The 26,439-nt window shown below is 67.4% G+C and carries 26 protein-coding genes; 7 read left to right on the forward strand and 19 right to left on the reverse strand.

Annotation, left to right across the window (positions count from 1 at the left end):
- Positions 1 to 154: 154 nt before the first annotated feature.
- Both AC3WMR_RS15860 and AC3WMR_RS15865 read right to left on the reverse strand, forming a co-directional pair.
- Positions 155 to 514, reverse strand: a complete 360-nt coding sequence (locus AC3WMR_RS15860; protein ID WP_183006055.1) for a DUF4148 domain-containing protein — start codon at positions 512 to 514, stop codon at positions 155 to 157.
- Positions 515 to 806: 292 nt separating this feature from the next.
- Positions 807 to 1,160, reverse strand: a complete 354-nt coding sequence (locus AC3WMR_RS15865; RefSeq protein WP_492264251.1) for a DUF4148 domain-containing protein — start codon at positions 1,158 to 1,160, stop codon at positions 807 to 809.
- Positions 1,161 to 1,374: 214 nt separating this feature from the next.
- On the opposite strand from AC3WMR_RS15865, the gene AC3WMR_RS15870 reads away from it, so the two are divergent.
- Positions 1,375 to 2,193, forward strand: coding sequence for a class I SAM-dependent methyltransferase (locus tag AC3WMR_RS15870; RefSeq protein ID WP_492264250.1), 819 nt, complete (start codon positions 1,375 to 1,377; stop codon positions 2,191 to 2,193).
- Between the two features lie 61 nt (positions 2,194 to 2,254).
- Here AC3WMR_RS15870 and AC3WMR_RS15875 read toward each other — a convergent pair whose 3' ends face one another.
- Positions 2,255 to 2,470, reverse strand: coding sequence for a SlyX family protein (locus AC3WMR_RS15875; RefSeq protein WP_006391018.1), 216 nt, complete (start codon positions 2,468 to 2,470; stop codon positions 2,255 to 2,257).
- Between the two features lie 78 nt (positions 2,471 to 2,548).
- On the opposite strand from AC3WMR_RS15875, the gene AC3WMR_RS15880 reads away from it, so the two are divergent.
- Positions 2,549 to 4,633, forward strand: a complete 2,085-nt coding sequence (locus AC3WMR_RS15880) for a TonB-dependent receptor domain-containing protein (protein ID WP_492264505.1) — start codon at positions 2,549 to 2,551, stop codon at positions 4,631 to 4,633.
- Between the two features lie 10 nt (positions 4,634 to 4,643).
- On the opposite strand, the gene AC3WMR_RS15885 is transcribed toward AC3WMR_RS15880, so the two are convergent.
- Positions 4,644 to 5,258 (reverse strand): nitrogen fixation protein NifQ, encoded by a 615-nt coding sequence (locus AC3WMR_RS15885; RefSeq protein ID WP_492264249.1) that lies wholly within the window; start codon positions 5,256 to 5,258, stop codon positions 4,644 to 4,646.
- 168 nt (positions 5,259 to 5,426) lie between these two features.
- On the opposite strand from AC3WMR_RS15885, the gene AC3WMR_RS15890 reads away from it, so the two are divergent.
- Positions 5,427 to 7,955, forward strand: a complete 2,529-nt coding sequence (locus tag AC3WMR_RS15890; protein ID WP_492264248.1) for an ankyrin repeat domain-containing protein — start codon at positions 5,427 to 5,429, stop codon at positions 7,953 to 7,955.
- A gap of 154 nt (positions 7,956 to 8,109) precedes the next feature.
- On the opposite strand, the gene cyoD is transcribed toward AC3WMR_RS15890, so the two are convergent.
- The 12 genes from cyoD to AC3WMR_RS15950 all read right to left on the reverse strand — a co-directional run bounded on the left by cyoD (position 8,110) and on the right by AC3WMR_RS15950 (position 19,448).
- Positions 8,110 to 8,460 carry a cytochrome o ubiquinol oxidase subunit IV gene (gene cyoD / locus AC3WMR_RS15895; RefSeq protein ID WP_025139291.1) on the reverse strand — a complete coding sequence of 117 codons (351 nt, stop codon included), beginning with the start codon at positions 8,458 to 8,460 and terminating at the stop codon, positions 8,110 to 8,112.
- Positions 8,460 to 9,074 (reverse strand): cytochrome o ubiquinol oxidase subunit III, encoded by a 615-nt coding sequence (cyoC, locus tag AC3WMR_RS15900; RefSeq protein ID WP_025139292.1) that lies wholly within the window; start codon positions 9,072 to 9,074, stop codon positions 8,460 to 8,462. The genes cyoD and cyoC overlap by 1 nt, the downstream gene beginning before the upstream one ends.
- Positions 9,075 to 9,077: 3 nt before the next feature.
- Positions 9,078 to 11,054 carry a cytochrome o ubiquinol oxidase subunit I gene (cyoB, locus tag AC3WMR_RS15905; protein ID WP_492264247.1) on the reverse strand — a complete coding sequence of 659 codons (1,977 nt, stop codon included), beginning with the start codon at positions 11,052 to 11,054 and terminating at the stop codon, positions 9,078 to 9,080.
- A gap of 2 nt (positions 11,055 to 11,056) precedes the next feature.
- Positions 11,057 to 11,965, reverse strand: coding sequence for a ubiquinol oxidase subunit II (cyoA, locus tag AC3WMR_RS15910; protein WP_025139294.1), 909 nt, complete (start codon positions 11,963 to 11,965; stop codon positions 11,057 to 11,059).
- Positions 11,966 to 12,224: 259 nt separating this feature from the next.
- Positions 12,225 to 12,779 carry a response regulator transcription factor gene (locus AC3WMR_RS15915; RefSeq protein ID WP_369797704.1) on the reverse strand — a complete coding sequence of 185 codons (555 nt, stop codon included), beginning with the start codon at positions 12,777 to 12,779 and terminating at the stop codon, positions 12,225 to 12,227.
- A gap of 1 nt (position 12,780) precedes the next feature.
- Positions 12,781 to 13,983, reverse strand: coding sequence for a HAMP domain-containing histidine kinase (locus AC3WMR_RS15920; RefSeq protein WP_025139296.1), 1,203 nt, complete (start codon positions 13,981 to 13,983; stop codon positions 12,781 to 12,783).
- Between the two features lie 270 nt (positions 13,984 to 14,253).
- Positions 14,254 to 14,640: a DUF4148 domain-containing protein gene (locus tag AC3WMR_RS15925; RefSeq protein WP_492264246.1), complete on the reverse strand. Its 387-nt coding sequence runs from the start codon at positions 14,638 to 14,640 to the stop codon at positions 14,254 to 14,256.
- Positions 14,641 to 14,893: 253 nt separating this feature from the next.
- Entirely contained in the window at positions 14,894 to 15,388 is a 495-nt protein-coding gene (locus AC3WMR_RS15930; protein ID WP_492264245.1) for a copper chaperone PCu(A)C, read from the reverse strand.
- Positions 15,389 to 15,418: 30 nt separating this feature from the next.
- The gene (locus AC3WMR_RS15935) at positions 15,419 to 16,039 is read right to left on the reverse strand and encodes an SCO family protein (protein ID WP_492264244.1); all 621 of its coding nucleotides are present in this window, start codon (positions 16,037 to 16,039) and stop codon (positions 15,419 to 15,421) included.
- Positions 16,040 to 16,101: 62 nt separating this feature from the next.
- On the reverse strand, positions 16,102 to 16,539 hold the full coding sequence (locus AC3WMR_RS15940; protein WP_492264243.1) for a DUF2946 family protein: 438 nt from the start codon (positions 16,537 to 16,539) through the stop codon (positions 16,102 to 16,104).
- Between the two features lie 109 nt (positions 16,540 to 16,648).
- Complete coding sequence (locus tag AC3WMR_RS15945) at positions 16,649 to 18,169, reverse strand: acyl-CoA-binding protein (protein ID WP_492264242.1); 1,521 nt, start codon at positions 18,167 to 18,169, stop codon at positions 16,649 to 16,651.
- Positions 18,159 to 19,448, reverse strand: coding sequence for an MASE1 domain-containing protein (locus AC3WMR_RS15950; protein WP_492264241.1), 1,290 nt, complete (start codon positions 19,446 to 19,448; stop codon positions 18,159 to 18,161). The genes AC3WMR_RS15945 and AC3WMR_RS15950 overlap by 11 nt, the downstream gene beginning before the upstream one ends.
- A 171-nt stretch (positions 19,449 to 19,619) precedes the next feature.
- Between AC3WMR_RS15950 and AC3WMR_RS15955 the strand changes: the two genes are divergently transcribed.
- A complete protein-coding gene (locus tag AC3WMR_RS15955; RefSeq protein ID WP_492264240.1) occupies positions 19,620 to 20,393 on the forward strand; it encodes a peptidoglycan DD-metalloendopeptidase family protein in 774 nt (257 codons plus the stop codon).
- Positions 20,394 to 20,470: 77 nt separating this feature from the next.
- On the opposite strand, the gene AC3WMR_RS15960 is transcribed toward AC3WMR_RS15955, so the two are convergent.
- From AC3WMR_RS15960 to AC3WMR_RS15970, 3 genes are all read right to left on the reverse strand, one after another.
- Positions 20,471 to 21,232: an amino acid ABC transporter ATP-binding protein gene (locus AC3WMR_RS15960; protein WP_492264239.1), complete on the reverse strand. Its 762-nt coding sequence runs from the start codon at positions 21,230 to 21,232 to the stop codon at positions 20,471 to 20,473.
- Positions 21,229 to 21,909: an ABC transporter permease subunit gene (locus AC3WMR_RS15965; RefSeq protein ID WP_492264504.1), complete on the reverse strand. Its 681-nt coding sequence runs from the start codon at positions 21,907 to 21,909 to the stop codon at positions 21,229 to 21,231. Before AC3WMR_RS15965 ends, AC3WMR_RS15960 begins: the two co-directional genes overlap by 4 nt.
- Positions 21,910 to 21,990: 81 nt before the next feature.
- Positions 21,991 to 22,776 carry an amino acid ABC transporter substrate-binding protein gene (locus tag AC3WMR_RS15970; protein WP_492264238.1) on the reverse strand — a complete coding sequence of 262 codons (786 nt, stop codon included), beginning with the start codon at positions 22,774 to 22,776 and terminating at the stop codon, positions 21,991 to 21,993.
- 204 nt (positions 22,777 to 22,980) lie between these two features.
- Between AC3WMR_RS15970 and AC3WMR_RS15975 the strand changes: the two genes are divergently transcribed.
- The 3 genes from AC3WMR_RS15975 to AC3WMR_RS15985 form a co-directional block, all read left to right on the forward strand.
- Complete coding sequence (locus tag AC3WMR_RS15975) at positions 22,981 to 24,057, forward strand: P1 family peptidase (protein WP_492264237.1); 1,077 nt, start codon at positions 22,981 to 22,983, stop codon at positions 24,055 to 24,057.
- A gap of 146 nt (positions 24,058 to 24,203) precedes the next feature.
- Positions 24,204 to 24,827 (forward strand): PAQR family membrane homeostasis protein TrhA, encoded by a 624-nt coding sequence (gene trhA, locus AC3WMR_RS15980; RefSeq protein ID WP_492264236.1) that lies wholly within the window; start codon positions 24,204 to 24,206, stop codon positions 24,825 to 24,827.
- 223 nt (positions 24,828 to 25,050) lie between these two features.
- Positions 25,051 to 26,439: filamentous hemagglutinin N-terminal domain-containing protein (locus tag AC3WMR_RS15985; protein WP_492281576.1), on the forward strand; the 1,389-nt coding region annotated here is incomplete at its 3' end.

The following is a 26,439-nucleotide window of genomic DNA, read 5'->3' on the forward strand; positions in this document are numbered from 1 at the left end:
ACAACCGCGCTGTCCGCAAAACGACCCTTCGGCGGTCAGATGCGAAGCCGGGTTACCTCTCGCGACGACAAGGGAGGGGTAAATCGATACGCGGGCGGTCAAGCGCGGCGAGGCAACGGCGGCCGCCTCCGGGCCGCCGCGACGTGGACGCCGCTTAGTTGCTGCGGTGGTATGCGCCCGAGAACGGCAGATCGTTGGGCTCGACGTTCGACACTTGGCCTGCCGCGCGGGCGGCGGCCAGTTCGGCTTGCACTTGCTCGCGGGTCACGCCAGACTGAGGGGCGCCATACACGCCTTGGAACGGCATGTCGTTGGGTTCGACGTTCGAGACCTGGCCGGCGGCCTTGGCGGCAGCCAGTTCGGCTTGCACCTGGGCGCGGGTCGGCCCTTCGTACGGGGTGCCGTAAACGCCTTGGAACGGCACGTTGTTCGGTTCGATGTTCTGCGAGGCGTAGGCGCCGGCGCTCAGGGCGGCCAAGGACATCAATAGGGCGGTAGCAAAGGTCTTTTTCATGGTGAATCTCCGATTTCTAGAGCCGGGGAGCGAATCAGGCGGCCTATCCGTCGTGCTTCGTTGTTGTTTCCCGATGACTGTATGGTGCGCCGAATCAACCTAGGTATAAACCCTTATATTGGTAAATGATTTTTCCATAAATGGGAAAATTATGGTCATTTACGAATTTTATCTCCATTACAGTTGGCAATAGCCTCTCGGGATGGCCTGCGGCGAGCGCAAAAAAGCCGCCTGATCAGGCGGCCAACGTCTTTCAAGGGTAGGGGCGGGGGCCCTGTGCGCGGGCGCTTTGCTAGCGCTTGGCGGCTCCCTTGAAGGGCGTGTCGTCGGGTTCGGCCTCGGAAACTTTGCCCGCGGCTTTGGCGGCCGCCAGGTCCTTTTCGACTTGTGCGCGGGTCGGTTCGGCTTTTGCGGAACCGCCCGATGCCTGGAACGGGGTATCGTCGGGTTCGACATTCGATACCTGGCCGGCGGCCTTGGCGGCGGCCAGCTCGGCCTCCACTTGGGCGCGGGTCGGGCCGTTATCCGGGGTGCCTGCCACGCCCTGGAACGGAACGTCGTCAGGTTCGACGTTCTGCGCCGCATAAGCGCTGGCGCTCAGGGCAGCCAAGGCCAGTATCAATGTGGTGGCAAAAGTCTTGTTCATGGTGTCTCTCCGGTTCAAATTCCAGGGAGCGAATCGGTGGTCTATCCGCCGATTGCCTAATGCCGCTTCCCGAGGGAGAGATACTGCGCCAGATCGAGATGGGGATAAACCCTTGTTTCTATAAAGATTTTCCCACCGGCAAGGGTAATAAATCAGATAGTTCCAATTGCCATCCGCCATTATTCGAAATTCTCCTATTCTCATCGGGAGCCGTATGGAAAAGCTGGACCTCACCGGGGCGAAGGCGACGCTGCTGATTACCCTGTACGCCAAAGCCCGGGAAAGCCGCCTGCCTGATTCCCTGTTGCGCGACCGTTACGCTGCCGACGCGGTGTCGCGCATCGATCACGACTTTGCCGCCTTGGGCCTGCGGCGCGACGAAATGATCGGCCTGGCCATGCGGGCCCATGCGCTGGACGCCTGGACCCGCGAATTCCTCGACGCGCATCGTGTGGCCACGGTGCTGCACCTGGGGTGCGGGCTGGATACGCGGGTGTTCCGGGTGGACCCGCCGCCGGAGGTGGCCTGGTTCGAGGTGGACTATCCCGAGGTGATTGCCGTGCGCCGCAAGCTTTACCCGGAGCGGCCGGGTTGCCGCTTGATCGGGACGTCCGTGACCGAGCTGGGCTGGCTCGCGCAGGCGCCCGCCGGGCGGCCGACCCTGGTCGTGGCCGAAGGCCTGTTCCTGTATCTGCCCGAGGCCGCGCTATTGCCCTTGCTGCGCGCCGTGACGACGCAGTTTCCGGCGGGCGAGGTGATTTTCGATGCCTATAGCCGCCTGGGCCTGGCGCTGGTGGCGCGCAACCGCATGATCCGGGCGACTGGCGCGGTCACGCAATGGAGCCTGAACAATCCGCAGGACCTGGAGGCGCTGGTGCCGGGACTGAGGCTGCGCAGCGAGCAGATGGTGCAAGACGGCCGCAGTCCGGCGCAGTTGGCGCGGTACACGCTCGCCTCGCGGGTGATGATGGGGGTGATGCGCCGGGTTGCGCCATTGCGCCGCGCGGGGCGGCTGCTGCGTTACCGGTACTAGGCGCGCGTCGCCTCTGGCGGGCGGCGTGTGTCATCTGCGCCGCTTTGAGGCAGGGCCGCCATCAGTAATGCGGCGGCAGCTCGTCGCGCAGACTGCGAAACGGCGCCGCGCCTTCGGGCGCCTGCTGGCGCAGGTCGGCCACCTCGCGCTGCAGCCGGTCGATCTGCTGCTGTTGGCGCACGATGATCTGGTTCAACTGTTCGAGCAGGTCGTCGGCGAAGCTGGCCTTGACCTCCAGGTCCAGCAGCCGGCGTTCGATGTCTTGCGAATTTTCCATGCGAGTATTAGAACCCATTCTCCGCGTCCGCCCCAGAAGGAGCCTTGAGTGACCGCTAACCCCCGCCGCCCCGGCCCCATGGCCCGTCCGATTCTGCATGGCCTGCTGGGCATGGCGCCGGCGATGGCGGCCATGGCGCAGTCGCCGGTGCCCGAGACGGCCCCGGTGGTGGTGACCGGCACGCGGCTGGGCGTGTCCGTGCTGGACACGCCGGGTTCGGTGGACGTGGCCGACGGCGGCGCGATGCGCCGCGGCCAGGCCGGCATCAACCTTTCCGAAGGCCTGGCCGGGGTGCCGGGGCTGCAGATCCAGAACCGCCAGAACTACGCGCAGGACCTGCAGATTTCCAGCCGCGGCTTCGGCGCGCGTTCCACCTTCGGGGTGCGCGGCGTGCGCCTGTATGTGGACGGCATTCCGGCCACGATGCCGGACGGGCAGGGGCAGACCTCGAACATCGATATTGGCTCGCTGGATCGGGTGGAAGTGCTGCGCGGGCCGTTTTCGGCGCTGTACGGCAACTCGTCCGGCGGCGTGATCCTGGCCTACACCGAGGATGGCGCCGCGCCGCCGTCGGTGTCGGCCTCGGTATGGGGCGGCAGTTTCGGCACCTGGCGCTATGGCGCCAAGGCGTCGGGCGCAGAAGGCGCGGTGGACTATGTGCTGGACCTGTCGCGCATGACCACGGACGGCTTTCGCGACCGCAGCGCGGCGCGCAAGAACCTGGGAAACGCCAAGCTGGGCGTGCAGCTCGATGACGCCAGCCGCCTCACCATCGTGGCCAACAGCGTCGATCTCAAGGCGCAGGACCCGCTAGGATTGACCTATGCGCAGTTCCAGGACGAGCCGCGCAGCGCCGACCTGGCCTCGCAGTACGACACCCGCAAGACCGTGCGCCAGACGCAGGGCGGCCTGGTCTACGAGCGCCATGTCGACGGCGCCAATACGCTGCGCGTGATGCTGTATTACGGCCAGCGCGACACCACGCAGTTCCAGGCGATTCCGCCTGCGGCCCAGGCCGCGCCCACGCAGGCGGGTGGCGTCATCGACCTGACGCGGCGCTACGGCGGCGCGGACCTGCGCTGGACGTCCGAACTGGCCATGGCGGGGCGACCGCTGACGCTGGTCGGGGGCCTTGCCTACGACACGATGCGCGAGACCCGCCGCGGCTACCAGAACTTCACCGGCACGGGCAGCAGCCAGCAGTTGGGCGTGCAGGGCGCGCTGCGGCGCGACGAGACCAACACCGTCTACAACGCCGATCCCTATGTGCAGGCCTCGTGGCGCGTGGCGCCGCAATGGACGCTGGACGCGGGCCTGCGCTACAGCACGGTGGACTTCGATTCGCGCGACCACTACATCGTGCCCGGCAACGGCGACGACAGCGGCAGCGCACGTTACCGCCGCGCCCTGCCGGTGGCGGCCATCGGCTACGAGCCCGCCGCCGACACGCGCGTGTATGCGTCGTATGGACGCGGCTTCGAGACGCCCACGCTCAATGAAATTTCATACCGCCCCGGCGGCTTGCCGGGGCTGAACTTCGGGCTGGCGCCGGCGCTCAGCACGAATCTCGAAGCCGGTCTGAAGACGCGGCTGGGCGGCGGCCTGCTGACGGCCGCGGTGTTCCACGTGTCGACCGACGACGAGATCGTCTCGGCCGGCAGCAGCGGCGGGCGTTCCACCTTTCGCAACGCAGGCCGCACCCGCCGCGATGGCGTGGAACTGGGCTGGAATACGCGCTTTGCCGGGCAATGGCGTGCGCAGTTCGCCTACACCTGGCTGGATGCGCGCTATCGCGACGATGCCGGCGGCGCCATCCTTGCGGGCAACCGCATTCCGGGCATCGCGCGCCAATCGGCCTTTGCGTCGCTGGGCTGGGCGCCGCCCCAAGGCTGGCAAGCCGCCATCGAGGGTCGCTACCTCAGCCAGCTGTATGCGGACGACGCCAACGAGGCGGCGGCCCCCAGCTACGCGGTGGCCGCGATTTCCGCGGGCTACATCAAGCAGGTCGGCGCCTGGGAATTGAGCGCCTATGCGCGGGTCGACAACCTGTTCGATCGCCGCTACGCGGGCTCGGTCATCGTCAACGAGAGCAACGGCCGCTATTACGAGCCGGCGCCGGGGCGCAGCATGGGGATGGGGCTGGGCGCCACGTACCGGTATTGACGCGCCCGGCTCAATCCGCGCCGGCTTGGCCGTAGCAGAAATCGTGGTCTTCGCAGGCCGCGCAGCCAGGCGCCGCGGAGGCGGGCAGGCCGGCGTGTTCACAGGCGGCGTAGGCCAGGAATTGCTTCCAGCGCAGGTTACGGGTGTTGCGCGCCACCAGCTCGGGGTAGTGGCGGGTCAACAGCGCGGTGACGTCTTCGCGGCCGCTCAGGCCCAGGTCGCGCCACAGATGGTCGGGCCGCAGGCAGGCGTGCGCCAGCACGCTGGTGACCAGCGGCGTGGTGGCGCAGCGGGGTGTGGCATAGGCATCGAGCAGTACGCGCAGCAGCAAGGTGAAACCTGGCTGCGGATCGTCCAGGCCTTGCGCGGCGTACGCGGCAAGTTGCGCCGGCAGCTTGGCCAGCGCCGGGTCGCGGTTGTCTTGCGCGCCGGGAAACAACTGCGTCAACGCCTCGTCCAGTTCGCCGGGCGTGAGGCCGCAGCGGGCCAGGTCGCGCAGCGCCAGGCTCTTGCCGATGACCGTCGCGAAAAATGCCGCGTCGGGCTGGCCGGGCGCGGCGTGGCGCAGCAGCGCACAGGCCGGGGCGGCGGTGTCTTGGGGGGAGTTGGCGACGACGGCGTTCATGGCTGCGATAAACCGTTAAAGCGTTAATGAATACGATATAAGCTGCAATATATAACGGATGGCCGGCGGCTTTGCCTTGCCGGCGGTCAAGCGGCATAGGGACTGACCCGGCGCTGCCTTGAAGGCGGCGGTATCATCGGCCCGACTTCCATTTCCAGGTCCACCCGGATGTTTCCGCCTGCCCCCGTGCTTTCCCGTCATCTTTCCCGCTCATTGCTGGCGCTGGCCATGGCGGCCGCGTCGCCGTTGATGGCGCCGCCGGCCGCGGCCTACGACATCGGCGCCGTGATCGACGCCGTGCGCCTGTCCCGCTACCCCCTGCGCGAACCGGAGCGCCGGGTGTGGGGCAGCGAGAACGCCAAGGACGCGCTGCTGGTCGGGCAGATGGACAACCGGCTGTATCTATACCGCTATCTGCGCCCGGCCCAGGCCGGCGGGCAGCCGGAACTGGCGTTCCGGTCGCGGCCGCTGGCGATCGACCCGGCGCAATGGAACGTGTCGCGGCAGGAAAACGTCAGCGCGTCGGCGCCGCGCGACGGGCAGGCGTTCTATTGGGTGGCCTACACGTACAGCGATGCCGACGATACCCAGGCCAACGGTTTCCTGGTGGATGCATCCGGCGCCGCGGTCACGGTGCACGCCGACGCCGCCCGCGTGGTGGCGACGGCGGACCGGCCCTGGGACGATGCCCGGCGCGAGCAGGCGCTGGCCACGCTCAAGCCGGCCTTGGTCACGTATCCCAGCCGCCTGAAGGCGTTTCCGGCCGACGTCCGCTTCGAATACCGCGCGCCGGTCGACGCCACCGCCACCTTCCGCGCGCTGCACCAGGCGGCGTTCGCCATTGCTCGCGGCAAACCCGAATTCAACCGGGCGGTGACGGCGTTGCGCCGCTTCGTGCTGGAACAGGACTATCGCGACATCGACCCGGACGGCAAGGACCCTGAGTTGGTGGCCGCGCTGAACGACTATGGTTTCTGGCTGGCCGAGGCAGGCAACCCGGCCGAGGCCGACGCGGTGCTGGGCGAGGTGCTGCGGCGCGACCCGGCGCGCACGCCTGCCTACTTGAACCGGGCCGATGCGCGCCTGAAGCTGCGCGACCAGCGGCGGGACCAACGCGCCTATTTCGACGTGCTGGCGCAGGAAGACTACCGGCAGTATTGCGCGCGCCGCCTGGCGGCGAACGAGCCGATACCGGCCAAGATCGCCGACCGCATCGGCGTGGCGCTGGGCAGCAAGACGCTGGATGCGGCCGCCTGCCGGCCGCGTCTGGCGATTTTCCAGGCGATCCGCGCGCGCGACCTGGACGCCGTGCGTGCGGAACTGGCGCGCGGGCAAGATCCCAACGGCGTCAACGAAAACGGCGTATCGGCGCTGAACGCGGCGGCGTCGGCCAAGCAGATCGAGATGGTGCGCGCGCTGCTGGCGGCGGGCGCCGACGTCAACGGACCGACCCGTGGCGCGCCGCTCCTGTCCAGCGCTTTGCCGGACGGGCGCGATACCCGTCCGCTGGCCGAGCGCTACGCCCTGGCCGACCTGCTGGTGGCGGCCGGCGTGTCGATCGAGGCGCCCGATTCCAGCGGCACGCCGTTGCTGCTGCGTCGCGTGTGGTATTCGGGCGAAGACAAGGACACGCTGGACTACCTGCTGGCCAAGGGCGCGAATCCGAATGGCCGCGACAAGAGCGGCCGCTCGGTGCTGCATGGGGCCATGAGCAGTTCGTCCAAATTCTGGTTCGCCGAGAAACTGCTGGCCAAGGGCGCGGACATCAACGCCGCCTACATCCGCATGTACTACGGCAACCAGGCGATGTGGGAGACCCCGCTGCTGGAGGCGCTGCGCGAAGCGCCGGTCGAAGACCTCAAGCCGCAGTCCGCCTATGCGCCGTCGGAACGGGTGGCGTTCGCGCTGGCACATGGCGCGGATCCGGCGGCGGGCGGCTATGGGCCCAAGGACGGCCCGGCGCGCGCCGGCCTGGACGAGACGCTCAGCCTGGCGGCGCGGCAGTTGTCGCCCGAGCTGGTGGACCAGGTGGCGCAGGCTGCCGCCGGCAAGCCCCACGCGTCCCTGACGACGGCGCCGCTGACCAGCCTGCTGCGCCAGTGGAACGAGCTTGAACTGCGCGCCGACGCGAAGCAGAACAGCGCCGAATGGGACGGCCAGCGCGCCCGGCTGCGCGCCACCGCCGAGCGCCTGCTGGCGGCGGGCGTGCCCCTGGCCTATGCCGGTAACCCGGCGGGGACGGTCGGCAGCCAGATCGCGCCGCTGTCGCTGCCGTGGCTGCCCGATGACCTGTATCTGGCCTGGCTGAAGGCGGGCGCGGATCCGTCGGACCGCAGCGACGGCGGGATCCGCCTGCGCGGCGTAAACGACGCCGCGGCGTTGCCTTTGGTGATCATGCTGCAGCAGGGCAACGACGCGAAGGCGCGCATGCTGCTCGAGCACGATGCGCCGCTGTACGCCACGCCGGCGCGCTGCGGCATGGCGGTGGCGGACATACTGGCCTGGCAGGCCAGCGACGGCGGCCCCTTGTCGCCGTCCGGCGCGCGGGCGGTCAAGCGCGTGCTGGATGGCGCCGCCAATGCGCCGGCCTGCGACCTGGAGCAAGGCGCGCGGGTGCAGCCGTACGTCGGCATGACCGCCCGGCAACTGGCGGACAGGCTGGGCGTCACGCTGGCGGTGAAGGCGCAGGGAGGTTGATGTCAGGCCGATGCGGGACGGGGGCGGTGGTCCGGTTTCAGGACGGCCCCCAAGACCGCAAAACTGTCCGCCAGGAAAACAGGCGCCCTACACGGCGCCCCAAAAAAAACAGGCGCCGCAAGGCGCCTGTTTTGTCGTCAGCGAGTGACGGGTCTTACATGGCGTGGCCCATGTTGACGTTCATGTTGTACAGCACCCAGGCCGAACCGCCGACGATGATGGCGATGATCAGCACGGTGAAGACAAACGTGGCCAGGTTGTCGCGGGCCGATTTCGAAGCGCCCATGTGCAGGAAGTACACCAGCTGCACCAGCAGCTGGAGCACGCACAGCGCCACCACGCCGATGATCGTGATGGTGTGGGACAGCGCGCCGCTCATCACCAGGCCGAACGAGCCGAAGGTGAGCAGAAGCGAGAGCACGAAACCGATGATGTAGGACTTCAGGCTGCCGTGGTCGGCGGCGTGATCGTCGTGGCCGTGTGCGGCCGCAGCGGAGTGCGACATCAGAGGGCTCCCAGAAGATAGACGAAGGTGAAGACGCAGATCCAGACGATGTCCAGGAAGTGCCAGAACAGGCTCAGGCACGCCAGACGACGCTTGTTGATCGAGTCCAGGCCATGGCGGCGGATCATGTCGATCAGGATGACGATCCAGATCAGGCCGAACGTGACGTGCAGGCCGTGCGTACCGATCAGCGTGAAGAACGCCGACAGGTAGGCGCTGCGGCCGGGGCCCGCGCCTTCGGTGATCAGGTGATGGAATTCATAGACTTCCATCGCGATGAAGCCCGCGCCGAACAGGAACGTGACCATCAACCAGCCGATTGCGCGGCTCTTGTTGTTGGCGTGCACGTTCAGGTTGGCCATGCCGAAGGTGAAGCTGGAGAAGAGCAGCAACAGGGTTTCGACCAGTACGAACTTCAGGTCGAACAGTTCCTTGCCCGTCGGGCCGCCCGCGGTGGCGTTGGACAACACCGCGAACGTGGCGAACAGCACCGAAAAGATCAGCAAGTCGCTCATGAGGTAGACCCAGAAACCGAAAACGGTCTTGGATCCATCGTCATGGTGCGCGTGATCGTCGTGACCCGCGTGGGGGTGAGTGGCTACGGCTTGAATCATGGCTCAGGCGGCCTTCTGCATTTTTTCAAAGTGGGCGTTCTCGATCCGCTCGACTTCAGCGGCCGGGACCCAGTAATCGACGTCGCGGTCGTAGGCGCGGACGATGAACGAACCGATCATGCCGACGAAACCAACGATGGCGAGCCACCAGATGTGCCAGATCAAGGCAAAGCACATGACCAGGCCAAAGGCGCCGATGTACACGCCGGCACCGGTGTTCCTGGGCATGTGGATGTCTTCGTACTTGGCCGGGCGCTTGTAGGCCTTGCCGTTCTGCTTGTCTTCCCAGAACTGGTCCAGTTCATCGACGTGAGGGACGTGGGCGAAGTTGTAGAAAGGAGCAGGCGAAGAGATCGACCATTCCAGCGTACGGCCATCCCAGGGATCGCCGGTGACGTCCTGGTTCTGCTTGCGCTGACGAACCGAGACGAACACTTGCTGCAGCAGGAACCAGATGCCCAGCATGATCAGCGCGGCGCCAGCCAGCGCGACCAGCAGGTAGGGCTGCCATTCGGGGTTGTCGTAGTGGTTCAGGCGACGCGTCATGCCCTTGAAGCCCAGGATGTACAGGGGCATGAAGGCCATGAAGAAACCGACGAACCAGCAGTAGAACGAGTAACGGCCCAGGCGCTCGTTCAGCGTGAAGCCGAACGCCTTCGGGAACCAGTAGGTCATGCCGGCGATGCAACCGAACACCACGCCACCGATGATGGTGTTGTGGAAGTGGGCGATCAGGAACAGGCTGTTGTGCAGCACGAACGACACGCCGGGGATGGCCAGCATCACGCCGGTCATGCCGCCGATGACGAACACGATCATGAAGCCCAGCGTCCACAGCACCGGCGTGGTGATGCGCAGGCGGCCGCGGTAGATGGTGAACAGCCAGTTGAAGATCTTGGCCCCGGTCGGGATCGAGATGATCATTGTGGCAATGCCGAAGAACGCGTTGACGTTGGCCCCCGCACCCATGGTGAAGAAGTGGTGCAGCCAGACCAGGAACGACAGCACGCCGATGGCGGCCGTGGCGTAGACCATGGACTTGTAGCCGAACAGGGTCTTGCGGGCGAACGTGGCAACCACTTCGGAATACACGCCGAAAGCAGGCAGCACCAGGATGTAGACCTCGGGGTGGCCCCAGATCCAGATCAGGTTCACGTACATCATGACGTTGCCGCCCATGTCGTTCGTGAAGAAGTGCGTACCCAGGTAGCGGTCGGCGGTCAGGAGCGCCAGGGTGGCGGCCAGCACGGGGAAGGCGGCCACGATCAGCACGTTGGTGACCAGCGAGGTCCAGGTGAAGATCGGCATCTTCATCAGGCTCATGCCCGGTGCGCGCATGCGCAGGATGGTCACGATGAAGTTGATGCCGCTAAGGGTTGTACCCAGCCCTGATATCTGCAGCGCCCAGATGTAGTAGTCCACCCCGACGCTTGGGCTGTAGTCCAGCCCTGACAGCGGCGGATAGGCGAGCCAGCCGGTCGCGGCGAATTCGCCCACGAACAGCGAGATCATCATCAGCGCGACGCCGGCGCCGAACAGCCAGAAGCTCAGCGAGTTCAGGAACGGGTAGGCCACGTCCCGGGCGCCGATCTGCAGCGGCACCACGATGTTCATCAGCCCGGTGATGAAGGGCATCGCCATGAAGAAAATCATGATGACGCCGTGGGCGGTGAAGATCTGGTCGTAGTGGTGCGGGGGCAGGAAGCCAGCGGAGTCGGCCGAGGCGACGGCCAGCTGGGTACGCATCATGATGGCGTCGGCAAAGCCGCGCAGCAGCATGATCAGCGCGACGATGATGTACATCACGCCGATGCGCTTGTGGTCGACGGAGGTCAGCCATTCCGTCCAGAGGTACTTCCACTTGCCGAAGTAGGTGATGGCGCCGAAGACCGCTAGGCCTCCCAGGCACACGGCGGCCAGCGTAACCATGACGATAGGTTCATGGTACGGAATGGCCTCGAGGGTGAGTTTCCCGAGCATTGTTAGTTGATTCCTGCGATCAGATTATTCGACGTGGGGGTGCACGTGGCGGAGTCCACGCCGGCCATCTTGGACATGGTGCTGCCCAGGATGAACTCGAACATCGACGGCGGCACCGAGGCGTACTTGACGACCGGATTGCGCTCGCTGCGCTTGGTCAGTTCCTGGTAGGCCTCGGGGGTCAGCGTCGTGGCCGATGCCTTGGCTTCCTTGACCCAGTTGTCGAATCCTTCCTGCGACGTGGCGATGGCCTTGAAGCGCATGCCGGAGAAGCCGGCGCCGCTGTAGTTGGCCGAAATGCCGGCGTAGGTGCCGGGTTCGCGCGCGTTCAGGTGCAGCTTGGTTTCCATGCCCGCCATCGAATAGATCTGGCTGCCGAGCTGGGGAATGAAGAACGAGTTCATGACCGACGCCGAGGTGATCCGGAAATTGACCGGCACGTCCACGGGGAACGCGATCTCGTTGACGGTGGCGATGTCGTACTCGGGGTAGATGAACAGCCACTTCCAATCCAGCGAAACCACCTCGATGGTCACCGGCTTGTGCTCGGACACGAGCGGCTTGTAGGGGTCCAGCGCATGGGTGGAGCGCCAGGTGATCACCGCGAGAATCGCCACGATGATACAAGGCACGGTCCAGACCACGATTTCGATGGCCGTGGAGTGGGCCCACTTGGGCTGGTAGTCAGCTTTGGTGTTGGACGCGCGGTACTTCCAGGCGAAGGACACAATCATGAAGAGGACCGGAATCACGACCAGGAGCATCAGCCCCGTCGCCGTGAACAGCAGGGTCCGTTCCTGCATGCCGATGTCTCCCTTGGGGGAGAGGATTTCCATGTTGCAGCCGCCAAGCAGCATGACCGCGCCGACGCCGAAAATGCGCGTAAGGGTCGCAAGGAGGGGGTGTTTCACGTACAGCCTTGGATGGAGGGTGGGAAATGCTGCGAAGCAGCAGACTGGAATGCTGCTAGGCAGCAACGTCCATCCTATCGGCTTGATCTGGGTCAAGGCTGCGACGAAAGGTCGCATTGCCTGGCCGGCATTTGCCCCCAAGACCCTGGGTTAGGGGTTTTCCCTGGCGGGACAAGGGCTTGCGGCGGAGGGTGGGGGTGCGACGATATGTCGCACCTGCACAATGATGGATTGTTGCGATGTGTCGTATCCGCGCCAATCAGTCGACCAGGACCTCGCGTTCCGGCCCCGGTTTTTTTGCCAGCTTGCGCTGGAGCGAACGCCGGTGCATGCCCAACAGGCGGGCCGCGGCCGACACGTTGCCGCCGGTCTCGTGCAGCGCCTGGTGAATGTGTTCCCATTCTAGGCGGTGCAAAGGCGTCATGGTGCTTTCGATCGTAACCGTATCCGCCTTCACCAGGCCCAGGGTACGCAGGATCATCGGCGCGGTGGCGGGCTTGGGCAGGTAGTCGTCGGCGCCGCGCTTGATGGCCTCGACCGCGGTGGCCACGCTGGCGTAGCCGGTGACCAGCAGGATGCGCATGTCGGCGCGCAGGGCGCGAAGGGGACGGATCAGGGTCAGGCCCGAGTCCTCGCCCAGGCGCAGGTCGACCAGGGCGAAGGCGGGGCGGATTTCCTCGGCCACGCGCAGGGCCTCGGCGATGCCGGTGGCGGTTCGGGTTTCCAGGCCGCGGCGCGACAGGCTGCGCTGCAAGGTGCGCACATACAGCTCGTCATCGTCGATCAAGAGGCCAAGATCGGTCGGATTCAACATGTCAGGTCCCGGGGCTGCCCAGGGGCAGGTAAAAGCGGATGCGGGTGCCGCCGCCGTCGGCGGCCGTCATGGTCATTTCGCCGCCCAGTTGCTCGACGGTGGCGTGCGACAGGGCCAGGCCCACGCCCAATCCTCCCGGCTTGCCGCTGTTGAACAGGCTGGTGGCCGGCAGCAGCGTCTGGTCGGGGTCGAAGCCGCGGCCGTAGTCGCGCACTTCGCCCCGCAGGGCGCCGTAACCGTATTCCAGGTGCAGGTCCACGCGCGGCTCGTCGGCGGCTTCGCCGGCATCGGCCGCGTTGTTCAGCAAGGCCTGCAGCAGGTGGGCGATGGCCGGGTCGACCCGCAGGCTGGTCGGCAGGGCGCCCGAGCGTTGCAGGTTGATGGTCGGCCGGATCAGCCGCCATTGCCCCACCACGCGCACCAGGTCCACCGCAGTTGGGACCGCCAGATTGCGGATGCGTTCCCGGCACAGGGCCAGCAGCTGGCTGAGGGTGGCGACGTCGTCCTTCAGGTCGGGGTCCTTGACCTCGGCGGCGATTTCGTCGGCCAGCAGGGTCATGGTGGCCAGCGGGGTGTTCAGTTCGTGCGCCATCGCCGCGGCGTGGGTGGCCAGGGCCACGATGCCCTCGTTGCGGGTGAAGCGTTCGCGCAGGCGAGCCAGTTCGCGTTCGCGGGCCCGCAGGTCGGACGCCAGGCGGGTCGAGAACACCAGCACGACCACTACGGAAATCAGGAAGTTGGCCGACAGCCCCCACAGCAGCAGGGTGTGGGTGTTGACGTCGCCGCGCAGCGGCTGGCCGAAGATGGCGGCGGCCGCATAGCCGGAAATGCCGGCCAGCGCGGCGGCCAGCGCCCAGTTGCGCGGCAGCGCCAGCGCGGCCAGGGCCGTCAGGATCAGGAACATCATCCCGAACGGATTGCTCAGGCCGCCGCTCCAGCCGACCATCCAGGCCAGCGCGGCCATGTCGACCAGCAGGTGGGCGAAGGCGGTGGCGTGGGACAGGTCGCGGCTGTGCCGCAGGCGCAGGCTGGCGTAGACGTTGAAGCCGATCAGCACGCCCACGCCGATCCACAGGGGTTCGAGCGGCAAGGCCAGGCCCAGCACGCTGCTGGCGACCAGGATGGTAGCGGCCTGGCCCGCGATGGCGAGCCAGCGCAGGCTGCAGAGGGTACGCAGGAAGGAAAAGGCGGAACTACCGGGCATATCCAGACACAGGGTTGCCGGCACAACCGCCGGCGGCTACGGGCGCCCGGCGGCGCGGAACGCTGTCATCCAGGGCGCGGCGCAAGGGCACCGGCTGCCGTCAGGCCCCGCGAGGGCGCTGGCGGCGGATGTGCTGGCATTGTATGTGGAATCACGGCGCACCGCAGGCGCGGGGCGTGCAATGCGTCCCCGATATCAGCCCCGCCAGCGGCTGGCAGGCGAGCCTTGAGGCTGCGCGCCGCTGTGCCGGGGCCGGCCGAGCCGGCGGTGCTACTGGATGGCGGACGTGCCGCTATGGGCCATCGGGGTGGGCGGGTAGCTTTCCTGGTCGGACGCCATCTGCCCCTGCATTTCGGCCGTCTGCAATTCCTGTTCGACCTGCGCCCGGCTTTCCATCGCGCCGTTGGTGGCGACGGCGGGCGGGTAGTCTTCCTGGCCGAAGGTGTATTGGCCGTCTTGCTTGGCCTGCGCCAATTCAGCGCTGACCTGGGCCGAGGTCTTGGCCGTGGGGGCCGGGTAGCTCACCCGCCAGTCGCCGAACGCGTCGCGCTTGTAGGTCGCGGTGGGCATCGTGGACTGGACTTGCTGGGCTTGCACGGTGGTGGCGGCGGCGGTCAGGCCGGCGCAGAGCAACAAAGTCGCTGTCAGGGTCTTCATGAAACGCTCCTAGCAATCAAAGCAAACGGCCTGGAATCGCGGCCGCGCCGTCGTCCCGGATGCGGTCTTGGGACGATTTCCTGTGATGCTGGCAATGCCTGCCGGGGGCGTCGGGTGGCGGCGCACCCCGGCGTTTTCAGTTCGACCGGGGGCGCGCCTTTACGTTGCAGGAAAACGCGTGCTGGCCTGCAAACAGCTATTTCAAGCTTGAAATACAGGTGTCAATCCGCTTGCAGCGGCAAAGGCCCTTATTTCAATGGCCGTGGCCGGCGGCGGGCGGGGCGGCAGCAGCCGACAGCGGGCGCGCCACGGCCGTCACCGGCACGCGTTGCTGCTTGCCCGCGGCGTCTTGCAGCACCAGCGTCAAGGCGACGGGATCGCCCACCGAAATCTGCTTGGCCAGGTCGATCAGCATGACGTGGTAGCCGCCCGGTTTCAGTTCCACCGGCTGGCCGGCGGGCAGGTCGATGGCGGACACCTGGCGCATCTTCATGACGTCGTTCTGCATGGCCATTTCATGCACTTCGGTGTGCTTGGCGGCGTCGGACTCGACGGCGACCAGGCGCGTGGGGGCGGCGGCGGTCAGGCGCATGAAGACGCCCGTGGCGTGCTGGTTGGGCACGGTGGCGCGAACCCAGGCGTCTTCCACCTTGAGCGCGGCGTCCTGGGCCAGGGCGGGGGCAGGGGCCAATGTCAGCGCGCTCAGGGCGAAGGCGGCGGCCAGGGAAGCGAAAGCGGTCTTTTTCATGGGAGTTCCTTGTTCAGAGGGGCGCGGCGCTTACAGCACCGTGCGCAGGTCGTCGGCGCACTGCTCGGCGCTTTGCTGGTGGCGCAGGGCCAGCCGCAGCTTGCCCTGGGCGTCGATGATGTAGGTCAGCGCCGTGTGGTCCATGGTGTAGGACGAACCGGTGGGCACCTTCTGGTAGAACACCTTGAACGATTGCGCCGCGGCGCGGGTCTGTTCGGCGTCGCCGCGCAGGCCGACGAATTCCGGGTCGAACGCCTGGGTGTAGGCGCGCAGGATTTCCGGGGTGTCGCGTTCGGGGTCCACGGTGATGAACAGAATGCGCAGCTTCCTGGCGGCCTCGGGGCCGAGCAGGCTCTTGATCTCCAGCGCCCGGGTCAGGGCGGTGGGGCAGATGTCCGGGCACTGGGTGAAGCCGAAGAACAGCATCACGGTCTGGCCGCGGTAGTCGGCCAGCTGGCGTTGCCGGCCGTCAGTGTCCTGCAGCTGGAAGTCGCCCGTGGGCATGCTGGACAGGTCCATGCCGTTGAGCTTGGGGGCATCCGGGCCGCAGCCGGCCAGCGGCAGCAGGGCCAGGGTGGACAGCAGCAGGCGACGGCGACGGTCGGGCGTGGTCGCGCCGCCCAAGGGGGCGCGCGTAATGAGGAAATGCATGAAAACCTCGTCGAAAGACGGTTCGCGACAGGCGCGGCGCAGGCCGCGCGCAAGGGGCGGTGTCAGGCGACGAAGGGCGGGGCGCGTGAACCCAGCGGCGGCCCTTGGGCCGGCTGCACGGGCAACGCATCAGGGGTGGGGGCCGGCGGGGGCGCGTGGCGGCCGGCGGCCAGGGCCAGCGGCGCCACGTAGGGCGTGGGGGCAGGCGTGACGTGGGCCAGCAGCCCGAAGGGACATTGGGCGCCCGTCTCGGCGCTACGGTGGTCACCCGTGCCGTCGACGGTCTTGCCATCGGCCGACAGCGCGATCTTGAAGGTGGACAGGTCGCCCGCGGCCGAGCAGAAGGTGACTTCCAGCCGGCCGTCGTGCAGCGCGCGGGCATCGGGCATGTAGCCCGCCGGCACCACGGCGCGCAGCAGCACCGCCAGGAACGCCAGCCACAGCACGCCCCGGACGCGCACGGCGCCGCAGGCTTGCAGAAGGCGGATCAAGGTAGGCATGGCGCGATTTTAGGGCAAGCGCCGGGCTGGCCACGGGCGGCAGCGTGCGGCGCAGTGTCGCAGCGCTGGGGCCGCCCGTGGGGTCGGTCAGGGGCCTCGGGCATCGGCTTCAGTCGTCAGCGTCCAGCCGCCGGATCAGGGCAATGTAGCGGCGCTGCGCCTGGTCCGGCGGCAGGCCGGCCAGCAGGCGCCAGGACGCGTGTTCAATTTGCTCGCGCGCGCTGGCGTCGGCGTCGGCCTGGGGCGGCGCATCGCCGTGGCGGGCCTGCTGCTCGTAGGCTTGCAGCCGCAGGGCCACGCCGGTCGAGGGGGCCTGCGGCAGGGCGCGCAGTTCGATCACGGCGGCTTCGAAGGCATCGGTCAGGGCGTCGGCGGGTATGTCCAGCGTGGCCCGGTCCATCGCATCGCCTTCGGGTTCCAGGCCGCTGGCCACGGCCAGCCGGCGCCACAGCGCGTCTTCGGCGGCCGGGTCCGCCGCCGTCGAGGTGACTTTGGCGATCTGCTGGTTGCGCAGGCGCAGCGTGTGGGTCGAGGCGCCGCGGAACATGGTGGCCCCGTCCTGCACCTGGAAGGTCAGCGGCACGGCGATCGAGCGCCCGGCCAGCTCGGGCTTGCCGACACTGTCGACGGTGAAGGTGTTGCGCGAATAGTCCATGACCCGCGAGAACAGGTCCACCAGGCCGCCGCGGCCCTGGTAGACGCCGGCCAGCGGGCTGTCGCCCTCTTCGTGCCAGGCCACGTCTTCGGCGAACAGCGGGAATAGCGCTTCGAACTCGCCCGACAGCATGGCATCGCGATAGGCCTGCAGCAGGCGTTCGATGTCTTCGCCAGTCATGGCGGCGGCGCGGCCGGGGCGCGTGGCGACGGCGGGGCGCTTGTCCATGAATTGCAGGATATCGGCGGCGACGCGGTCGCGGTCGTTGTCCACGCAGATCATGTGGTAGCTGTTGTCCAGCAGCACCAGCCGGCTGTCGGGGATGGCGTCGTTCAGGTAGTGGGCCGAGCGCACCGAGGTCAGCTCGTCTTCGTGGGCGTGGATGATCAGGCTGGGGCAGGTGATGGCGTTCAGCCCGCGTTGCACGAAGCGCCGCAGCCGGTCGACCTCGCGCACACAGGCCAACGGCACCCAGCGGTAATGGAAGTTCTCGCCGCGTTCGAACTTGGCCTTGACGATGGACCGCACCAGCTCGTTCTTGATGCCGTAGGGCTCTTCTTCTTCGACCCGCATGCGCGCGGCCAGGCCGGGGATGCGGTAGACCAGCTTGCGCAGGCCCCGGTACCAGGGCGTGCTCCAGCCGTCGATGAAGACGGGCGCGGCCAGGCTGACGAGCTTGCCCTTGCGGTGCTGCACGCGCTTGCACAGTTCCACCGCCAGCAAGGCGCCCAGGCACATGCCGACCACATGCACGGTCTCGTAGCGTTCGGCCACTTCGCGGTACTTGGCGGTCACGGCGTCCAGCCAGTCTTCGGCGCGCACGGGCAGCAGGTCCTCGGGCGTGGTGCCGTGACCGGGCAGCGTCAGCGTGTGCGTCTCGATGCCGGCGCGCTTCAGTATCTTGTGCAGCGACCCCAGGTCGTACTGGGTGCCGCCCAAGCCGTGGATGAGCAGGGCTCCTGTGCTATTGGACATCTGCCTGCTCGACTTCGCCCAGACGCCACATGCCCGCCACCACGGCGACGCTGCCGTCGAAATCCGGCAATGGCGAACCCCGGTCGCTCACCACGCGCCAGCCGCCGGCCGCGTGGGCCAGGCGGAACAGCAGCGGGGTGCGGTCCTGGCCGCCGGCGCGCCGGGCGGCCCAGTGCAGCGTCAGGCGGGCGCGGTCGTCGGGGTGGGCCAGGGCCAGCAACGCGTCCAGATTGGTGATGGCACCGGTGGGCAGGCCAAACGCGTCGTGCAAGTCGCCGGCCAGTTCGAACGAGCCGTCAAAGGGGTTGTAGCGGTACATCAGCTGGTGGCTGCCGGCCAGCGCCAGGTCGAAGCGGCCGCGCCATTGCTCGGCGTTTTCCAGTTCCTGCGCGCGGGCGCCGCGCAGCGTATTGACCAGCAGGATCAGCAGCGCGGTCACGACCAGGTAGACCTGGGTGGCCAGCAGCACGTGCCAGTGGTCGTTGGCCTCGACGAAGGGGCCTTCGCCTTGCGCGCTCTGGTACAGCGCCATCAGGGTCAGCGTGATGACGGCCAGGGTGCCGCCCAGCGGCCCCCACACCAGCGCGGTCAGCACCGCGAACACCAGCGGCAGGTAAGTCAGCTCGAAGGTGACCACGTACGGCAGGTTCTTGATCATGTCGCCGTCGAAGGTCATGAAGGTCGACACGATCAGGGCCAGGTAGGCGACGGCGCCCAGCACCAGGTCGCGCATGCGCGGACCGCCGGAACGGCGCGGCCGGAAATGCGCCCAGCCGGTGACGGCCGGCGCCAGGATCAGGATGCCGCCCAGGTAGGCCGCGACCCAGGTGCGCAGCCGGACCCAGGCATGGGCTTCCTGGGTCATCCACAGCCAGCTGCCGTTGAGCACGGCCGACAAGGCGGCGCCCACCACCGCGCCGGCCAGCAGCGCGGCCACGGTGCCCACCCCGCCGTCGCGTGGCGTCAGGCGCTGGATGGTCCAGGCCGCAGCGATGCTGGAGAGGCTGGCGGTGATGGCGAACACCAGCGCCGTGGCGGGCTGGCCGCGGGTGAAGCTGGTGATCACGATCTGCGCAAAGAAGAAGGCGGCCAGCAGCAGCGGCCAGTTGCGGCGCTGCGTCAACAGATAGGCGCCCACCGCCACGCCGGGCGGCAGCCAGACGAATACGGCGTGGCTGACCGGGTCGTTCAGCAGGCGTGAAAACAGGCCGCACAGCAGGTACGGGATCGCCCATAGCAGGCAAAACGGGTTTCTTCGGGGCGCTTGGGGGGTTCCCATGTGGTTCCTTGCAGACGCGGTGTTCCATGACGAGCCGCAGCTCGTGGCAATGAGCGGGTTATACACGCCTCGGGGCGGTCTGCCAAAGCCGCCGGGGCATACTCCCGCCCGAAAATCTTGGTACCCTTGGACGCAGTCGTTTCCCACTTGCTTCAGGATTCAGTGCTCTCCTTGCCCGCCCAGACCCTGTCCGCTTCCCATTTTGCCGCCGCGCCGGGGCGCGTATCGGCACACTTCTCCGCCCGTGCCGCCCGGTTTTTCCGGTGGGCGTTGCTGGCCGCCCTGCTGGCGCTTCTGACGGCCTGCGGCACCACCAAGGTCCAGCCGGGCTACTACCGGGTCCAGTCGGGCGACACCCTGACGCAGATCGCGCGCAAGCAAGGCACCAGCGTATCGAACCTGGTGCGCTGGAACAACCTGTCCAACTCCAATTCCATCGAGGTCGGGCAAATGCTGCGGGTCCAGGCCCCGGCGGGCCAGGCCAGTTCGTCCCCGCCCACCAAGTCGCGCGGCAAGGCGTCGCAAGGCACCAAGTCGCCGGCGCCCGCCATGGGCAAGCGGCGCACGGCGCCGCCCGGAGCGATTTCGCTGGTCTGGCCGGCGCAGGGCAAGGTCACGCGCGGCTACGACGGGTCCGGCTCCAACGGCATCGTCATTTCCAACAGCACCGGCACGCCCGTCGTGGCCGCCGCCGCCGGTACCGTGGCTTATTCCGGCAGCGGCCTGCGCGGCTACGGGCACCTGGTGATCGTCAAGCACAGCACCAGTTTCCTCAGCATCTACGCCCACAACAGCAAGCTGCTGGTCAAGGAAGGCCAACGGGTCAGCCAGGGCCAGAAGATCGCGGAAATGGGCAACAGCGACAGCAAGCAGGTGGGGCTGTATTTCGAGTTGCGGTACGACGGCCAGGCGGTCGACCCTGCGGGATCCCTGCCGAGCCGATAAAAGCCCCCACGCCGCGCACGCCGCGCGTGCTTGCTGCCCCCGAGGGGGCTGCCCGGCCTTCGGGCGGCCTGGCGCCTCTACCCGGGATGCCCCGCGTCCTGCGTCAAGGTCGAGATGAAGGCGGCGGTGCGGGGGTCGGCAGGCTGGGTGAAGAGGGCGCGGGAGGCGCCGGATTCGACCACGGTGCCGTCCAGCAGGAACACCACTTCGCGCGAGACGCTGGCGGCCAGGCGCAGGTCGTGCGTGGCCATCAGCATGGTCATGCCTTCGTTGGCCAGCTGGCGCAGCACGTCCACCACTTCGGCCGCCAGGCCCGGGTCCAGCGCCGACGTTGGCTCATCGCACAGCAGCACACGGGGGGCGGGTGCCAGGGCGCGGGCGATGGCCACGCGCTGCTGCTGGCCGCCGGACAGGTTGGCGGGCCAGGCATCGGCCTTTTCCAGCATGCCGACTTTCTTCAGCAGTTCCTCGGCGCGCGCGCGGGCGCGGTCGGCCGGCCATTTCTGCACCGTCACCAGGCCTTCCATGACGTTGCCGATCACGGTCTGGTGCGGGAACAGCTGGAAGTTCTGGAACACCATGCCGGTCTGCTTGCGTACCCGCTGAACCTGATCGCGCGACAATTTCAGGCCGGGCTCGAATTCGACCTGTTCGGGGCCGATTTCCAGCAGGCCGCGGTCGGGCACCTCCAGCAGGTTGACGCAGCGCAGCAGCGTGCTCTTGCCGCTGCCGGACGGGCCGATCAGGGCGGTGACGCTGCCTTCGGCGATGCTCACGTCCACCTGCTTGAGCACGGGGTTGCCGCCAAAGGATTTTTCGATCTTGTCCAGGCGGATCATCGCTTGTTCTCGGAAAACACGGCATGCTGGCCGAAGCGCCGTTCCAGGCGGACCTGGGCGGCAGACAGCACGGAGCTGAACACCAGGTAGATCAGCGCGGCCTCGGTGTACAGGATCAGCGGCTCGTAGGTGACGGCGGCGATGCGCTGGGCCGCCTGGAATATCTCGGGCACCGTCAGCACGGCGGCCAGGGACGTGTCCTTGACCAGGGCAATGAATGAGTTCGACAGCGGCGGCACCGCCACCCGGGCCGCCTGCGGCAGCACCGTGCGGCGCAGCGCCTGGCCGCGGGTCATGCTCAGCGAATAGGCCGCTTCCCATTGGCCCCGCGAGATGGATTCGATCGCGCCGCGGATGACTTCCGAGTTGTAGGCGCCGACGTTCAGCGTGAAGCCGATCAGCGCGGCCGGCAGCGGGTCAAGCACGATGCCGACGCTGGGCAGGCCGTAGAAGATCACGAACAGCTGCACCAGCAGCGGCGTGCCGCGGATGAGCCAGACATAGAAGCGCACCAGCGCCACCAGCGGGGCGGGGCCGAACAGCCGGATCAGCGCCACCACGAAGGCCAGCGCCAGCCCCAGCGCGAACGACATCAGCGTCAGCGGCACGGTGAACACCAGCCCGGCGTGCAGCAGCGGCCAGAACGAGTCGGCCATCAGCTGCACCCAGGCCGGCACGGCCCAGCCGGCCACTTGCGCCAGGATCCAGTCGGGCAGGACGGCCTGCAGCCACGAGGGTAGCGTCATGAAGCGGGCCGCTTATTGCTGCGCGGACAGGTCCGTGCCGAAGTACTTGACCGAGATGGTCTTGTAGGTACCGTCGGCCTTGATGTCGGCCAGCGCCTTGTTGATGGCAGCGACCAGTTCAGGGTTGTTCTTGCGCAGCAGCACGCCCGAATTGCTGAATTCGGCGGCCTTGTCGGTGGCGGCGATCTTGACCTTGGCGTTGGGCTTTTGCTTCTTGAAGTCCAGGAACGACAGGTTGTCGTTGACCGTGGCTTCGACACGGCCCGAGGTCAGGAGGTCGATGGCTTCATTGAAGCCCTGCACCGCCACGACCTCGGCGCCATGGCTTTGCGCCAGCTTGCCGAAGTTGCTGGTCAGCGTGTTGGCGGACTTCTTGCCCTTCAGGTCGTCGAAGGACTTGATGGTGGTGTTGTCGTCGCGCACGATCAGCACGGCGGCCGACGAGATGTACGGATCGGAGAAATCGTATTTGGCGCGGCGCGCGTCGGTGATGCCGACCTGGTTGATCACGGCGTCGTAGCGCTTGGCGTCGAGCCCGGCGATCAGGCCGTCCCATTTGCCTTCGACGAATTCGGCTTTCACGCCCAGGCGCTGGGCGATGGCGCGGCCGATGTCGACGTCGAAACCGGTAAGCTGGCCGGACGCGTCGTGGAAGGTGAAGGGGGCGTAGGTGCCTTCGGTGCCGATCTTGAACACGCCGGCGGATTTGATCTGGTCCAGCCCCGACTGGGCGTGGGCAGCGGACAGGGCGGCGACCTGGAAGAGGCCGGCGATGAACAACGAGCGCAAGAGTTTCATGGCAATGCTCCACGGATGGGATATCACTGTGGAGAGCATGTGGCACTTGCGATGCCCTCCGGCGTAGCCGCACTCTAACAACGCGTCTATTTTTCCACAAAGCATAAGGAATAGTAAAAATATAGCGGCAAGTCATATGGATAGATCGCGCCCCGGGCCGAGCGGCACGGGGTATTTCAGAGCGGGATTCAGACGGAGACAGGCGTGCAACAACAATGGAACAGGCGGGCTTTCATGATGGCCGCGGCGGGCGCCGCGGCGATGGCCGGGGTGGCGCCGGCGCACGGCGGGGGCGGCTTGCGGCGCATGCCGGGCGGCGGCAGCATCACCGACGTGGCCGGGCTGAAGGTGGGGCATTTCACCGATACCCGCCGCCCGACCGGCTGCACGGTGATCATTGCCGAGGCGGGCGCCGTGGGCGGGGTGGACGTGCGCGGCGCGGCGCCGGGCACGCGCGAGACCGACCTGCTCAATCCGGTCAACATGGTGGAAAAAGTGCACGCCGTGATGCTGGCCGGCGGCAGCGCCTTTGGCCTGGAGGCCGCCACCGGCGTGATGCGCTATCTGGAAGAACGCAAGATCGGCTTTGACGTCGGCGTGGCGCACGTGCCCATCGTGCCTGCGGCCATCCTGTTCGACCTGGGCGTGGGCGACGCATCGATACGGCCCGATGCCGCGGCTGGCTACCAGGCCTGCAAGTCGGCCACGGCCAAGCCGCCGCAAGAGGGCAACGTGGGCGCCGGCGCCGGGGCCACGGTGGGCAAGCTGTACGGCGCCAAGCGCGCCATGAAGGGCGGCCTGGGCAGCGCCTCGCTGACCGTGGCCGGCGTGACGGTGGGCGCCATCGTGGCGGTCAACGCGGTGGGCGACGTGCTGGACCCGGCCACCGGCCGCATCCTGGCCGGCGCCCGCACGGCCGACGGCAAGCACCTGCTGGACACCCGCGCGGCGATCCTGGCGGGCGATCTGCCGACGTCGATGCGCGAGGGCGCCGCCACCACCATCGGCCTGGTCGCCACCGATGCCAAGCTGACCAAGGCCCAGGCGCAGAAGATGGCGCAGATGGCGCACGATGGCCTGGCCCGCACCATCAACCCCATCCATACGATGCTGGACGGCGATACGGTGTTCGCGCTGGGCACCGGCGCGTCGGGCAAGCCGGGCAACCCGATGCTGCTGGGCGTGATGGCGGCCGAAGCGATGGCGATTGCGGTGCAGCGCGCCATCCTGGCGGCGCGGGCGCTGGAAGGCTATCCGGCGGCGGTGGATTTCATCGCCTGAGCGCTGCTGCTCCCTGCACAAATGACGCGCCTGCACGCAGGAACGCCATTTGCTGATATTCCCCTTGTTCGTGCTGACCCCAAGCTGTCACATCGCGCCGGCATGATGGAAAGCGTAGGCGCACCGCCTGCGCGGGAGGGGATGGCATGTACGAAGGGGAACGCTTCAACGGCGCCACGCACTTGGCCGGCTTGGCATTGGCCGTGGCCGCGTCGGGCGCGCTGATCGTCCGAGCGGCGGAACTCAAGGTGGAAGCGCGCCAGATCGTGGCGTGCGCCGTGTTCGCCGCCTCCATGATCGCGGTCTACGCGTCGTCAGTGCTCTATCACTGCACGCGCGGGCGCCGCAAGGCGCTGTGGGCCAAAGCGGACCATTGCGCCATCTATCTGCTGATCGCCGGCACCTACACGCCCCTGGCGTTCGCGCCGCTGGAACTGGGCTGGGGCGCGGCCATGGCGGTGGCCATCTGGCTGCTGGCGCTATATGGTATCGGCCGTGAACTGTGGTGGGCGCGCGCGGCGGCGCCCGCCTTGCCGTTGTACCTGGCCATGGGTTGGCTGGGCGTGGTGTTCGCCGCGCCCATCGCCAGCGCGCTGTCCTCGGCCGGCCTGGCCTGGCTGCTGGCCGGGGCGGCGCTGTATACGGTGGGCACGGTGTTCTACGCCAACGACAAGCGCTGGCGCCATGCCCATGGCATCTGGCACCTGTTCGTCATGGGCGGCTCGGCCTGCCACTTCGTCACGGTGTTCGGCTTCCTGCGGTATTCATAGTGCGGACGATCTTCGAGTCCGGTATTTGTGCAATTGGTATCGGTCGCGGCAAAAATCAGAATATTCCAGTGTTTTATCCGAATCGGATTGCGTAGCGTAGGCGAGCTGCAATTTCCGGATCGGTGCTTTTGGCTTTGTCGATAGTCCGCGGGTTCTAGGCGGGTTGTGTGTCGGCAGTCCTGGCAACGGTTGTGGTTTCACCCCTTGCCGAGTCTTGCCCGCCATGTCGACGTTACGCCGCACGATTGCCTGGTTGTTGGTCTTTGCGCAGATCTGGACGCCCGTCCTGGCGCAGACCTTGCCGATTTCGGTAGACCAGAACGTGGCCGGGCAGAAGCCCGTGGTGGGCGTGGCCAATGGCGTGCCGGTGGTGAACATCGCGCCGCCCTCGGCCGGTGGGGTGTCCAACAACCGCTACACGCAGTTCAACGTCGGTCCGTCAGGCGTGGTCCTGAACAACAGCGGCGCGGCCAGCCAGACCCAATTGGCAGGACAAGTGGCCGGCAACCCCATGCTGGGCAACCAGCGCGCCACCACCATCCTGAACCAGGTCACGGCCCCCAATCCCTCGCAACTGCGCGGGATGCTGGAAGTGGCCGGCAATCGCGCCAACGTCATCGTTGCCAACCCGGCCGGCATCACCTGCAACGGTTGCGGGTTCTTGAATGCCAACCGCGCTACGCTGACCTCCGGCAAACCGGTCGTCGGGCCGGACGGCACGCTGGGCTTTGACATCGCCAGTGGCCGCCTGGCCATCGAAGGCGCGGGGCTGTACGGCGCCAACCTAAGCCAGCTGGACCTCTTGGCGCGCACGCTGGAGCTGAACGCCCAGGTCTGGGCGGACCGCCTGAACGTGGTGGCCGGCAGCGCGCGTGTCGGCTACGACGGCATCGACGTGTCGGCCCTGGCGGGCGCCGGCTCTGGCACGACGACGGGCGTGTCTATCGACGTGGCCGCGCTGGGCGGCATGTACGCCAACAGCATCCGGCTTATCGGCACGGAAGCGGGCGTCGGCGTCAATATCGGCGGCAACCTGGCTGCGCTGACCGGCACGCTGACCGTCACCGCCAATGGCGACGTCAAGATTCTGCCGTCGGGCCGCATGCAGGCCGCCACCGACCTGTCGGTGCAAAGCGGGCGCGACATCGTCAATGACGGGACGGTCGCGGCGTGCGGCGTGTTGACGCTCAGTGCGCCTGGCACGGTCACCAATACTGGTGCGATGTCCTCGGCGGGCAACGCCAGTGTCGTGGCACGGCAGTTGGACAATCGCGGTGCCTTCACGGCTGGCCTGCAGGCCGATGGCTCCATCAGCCCCTTGGGTGCATTGAGCGTGCAGGTCAGCGGCCTACAGAATGCCGGCACATTGATGGCCGGAGGCAATGCCACGGTCACGGCCGATGCGCTGGGGCTCTCAGGCGGCAAGTTCGTCGCGGGCGGTGCACTGACGTTGGATGCCAATGGGGCAATCACCAATCGCGCCGGTTCCGTGTACGGCGGCTCGGTGCTGCTGCGCGCGTCCAGCCTGGATAACTCCGGCGGCAAGCTCACCAGCGGGGCAGGGCTGACGGCCAATGTCACGGGCGCGGTCGATAACTCCGGTGGCACCCTG

It is taken from the genome of Achromobacter sp. FW305-C-28 (genome assembly GCF_058783235.1).

What these genes read in the sequence shown, in the direction of transcription:
- AC3WMR_RS15860 (WP_183006055.1), bottom strand. Translation starts at nt 514, where the DNA reads ATGAAAAAGACCTTTGCTACCGCCCTATTGATGTCCTTGGCCGCCCTG.
- AC3WMR_RS15865 (WP_492264251.1), bottom strand. Translation starts at nt 1,160, where the DNA reads ATGAACAAGACTTTTGCCACCACATTGATACTGGCCTTGGCTGCCCTG.
- AC3WMR_RS15870 (WP_492264250.1), top strand. Translation starts at nt 1,375, where the DNA reads ATGGAAAAGCTGGACCTCACCGGGGCGAAGGCGACGCTGCTGATTACC.
- AC3WMR_RS15875 (WP_006391018.1), bottom strand. Translation starts at nt 2,470, where the DNA reads ATGGAAAATTCGCAAGACATCGAACGCCGGCTGCTGGACCTGGAGGTC.
- AC3WMR_RS15880 (WP_492264505.1), top strand. Translation starts at nt 2,549, where the DNA reads ATGGCCCGTCCGATTCTGCATGGCCTGCTGGGCATGGCGCCGGCGATG.
- AC3WMR_RS15885 (WP_492264249.1), bottom strand. Translation starts at nt 5,258, where the DNA reads ATGAACGCCGTCGTCGCCAACTCCCCCCAAGACACCGCCGCCCCGGCC.
- AC3WMR_RS15890 (WP_492264248.1), top strand. Translation starts at nt 5,427, where the DNA reads ATGTTTCCGCCTGCCCCCGTGCTTTCCCGTCATCTTTCCCGCTCATTG.
- cyoD (WP_025139291.1), bottom strand. Translation starts at nt 8,460, where the DNA reads ATGTCGCACTCCGCTGCGGCCGCACACGGCCACGACGATCACGCCGCC.
- cyoC (WP_025139292.1), bottom strand. Translation starts at nt 9,074, where the DNA reads ATGATTCAAGCCGTAGCCACTCACCCCCACGCGGGTCACGACGATCAC.
- cyoB (WP_492264247.1), bottom strand. Translation starts at nt 11,054, where the DNA reads ATGCTCGGGAAACTCACCCTCGAGGCCATTCCGTACCATGAACCTATC.
- AC3WMR_RS15915 (WP_369797704.1), bottom strand. Translation starts at nt 12,779, where the DNA reads ATGTTGAATCCGACCGATCTTGGCCTCTTGATCGACGATGACGAGCTG.
- AC3WMR_RS15920 (WP_025139296.1), bottom strand. Translation starts at nt 13,983, where the DNA reads ATGCCCGGTAGTTCCGCCTTTTCCTTCCTGCGTACCCTCTGCAGCCTG.
- AC3WMR_RS15925 (WP_492264246.1), bottom strand. Translation starts at nt 14,640, where the DNA reads ATGAAGACCCTGACAGCGACTTTGTTGCTCTGCGCCGGCCTGACCGCC.
- AC3WMR_RS15930 (WP_492264245.1), bottom strand. Translation starts at nt 15,388, where the DNA reads ATGAAAAAGACCGCTTTCGCTTCCCTGGCCGCCGCCTTCGCCCTGAGC.
- AC3WMR_RS15935 (WP_492264244.1), bottom strand. Translation starts at nt 16,039, where the DNA reads ATGCATTTCCTCATTACGCGCGCCCCCTTGGGCGGCGCGACCACGCCC.
- AC3WMR_RS15940 (WP_492264243.1), bottom strand. Translation starts at nt 16,539, where the DNA reads ATGCCTACCTTGATCCGCCTTCTGCAAGCCTGCGGCGCCGTGCGCGTC.
- AC3WMR_RS15945 (WP_492264242.1), bottom strand. Translation starts at nt 18,169, where the DNA reads ATGTCCAATAGCACAGGAGCCCTGCTCATCCACGGCTTGGGCGGCACC.
- AC3WMR_RS15950 (WP_492264241.1), bottom strand. Translation starts at nt 19,448, where the DNA reads ATGGGAACCCCCCAAGCGCCCCGAAGAAACCCGTTTTGCCTGCTATGG.
- AC3WMR_RS15960 (WP_492264239.1), bottom strand. Translation starts at nt 21,232, where the DNA reads ATGATCCGCCTGGACAAGATCGAAAAATCCTTTGGCGGCAACCCCGTG.
- AC3WMR_RS15970 (WP_492264238.1), bottom strand. Translation starts at nt 22,776, where the DNA reads ATGAAACTCTTGCGCTCGTTGTTCATCGCCGGCCTCTTCCAGGTCGCC.
- trhA (WP_492264236.1), top strand. Translation starts at nt 24,204, where the DNA reads ATGTACGAAGGGGAACGCTTCAACGGCGCCACGCACTTGGCCGGCTTG.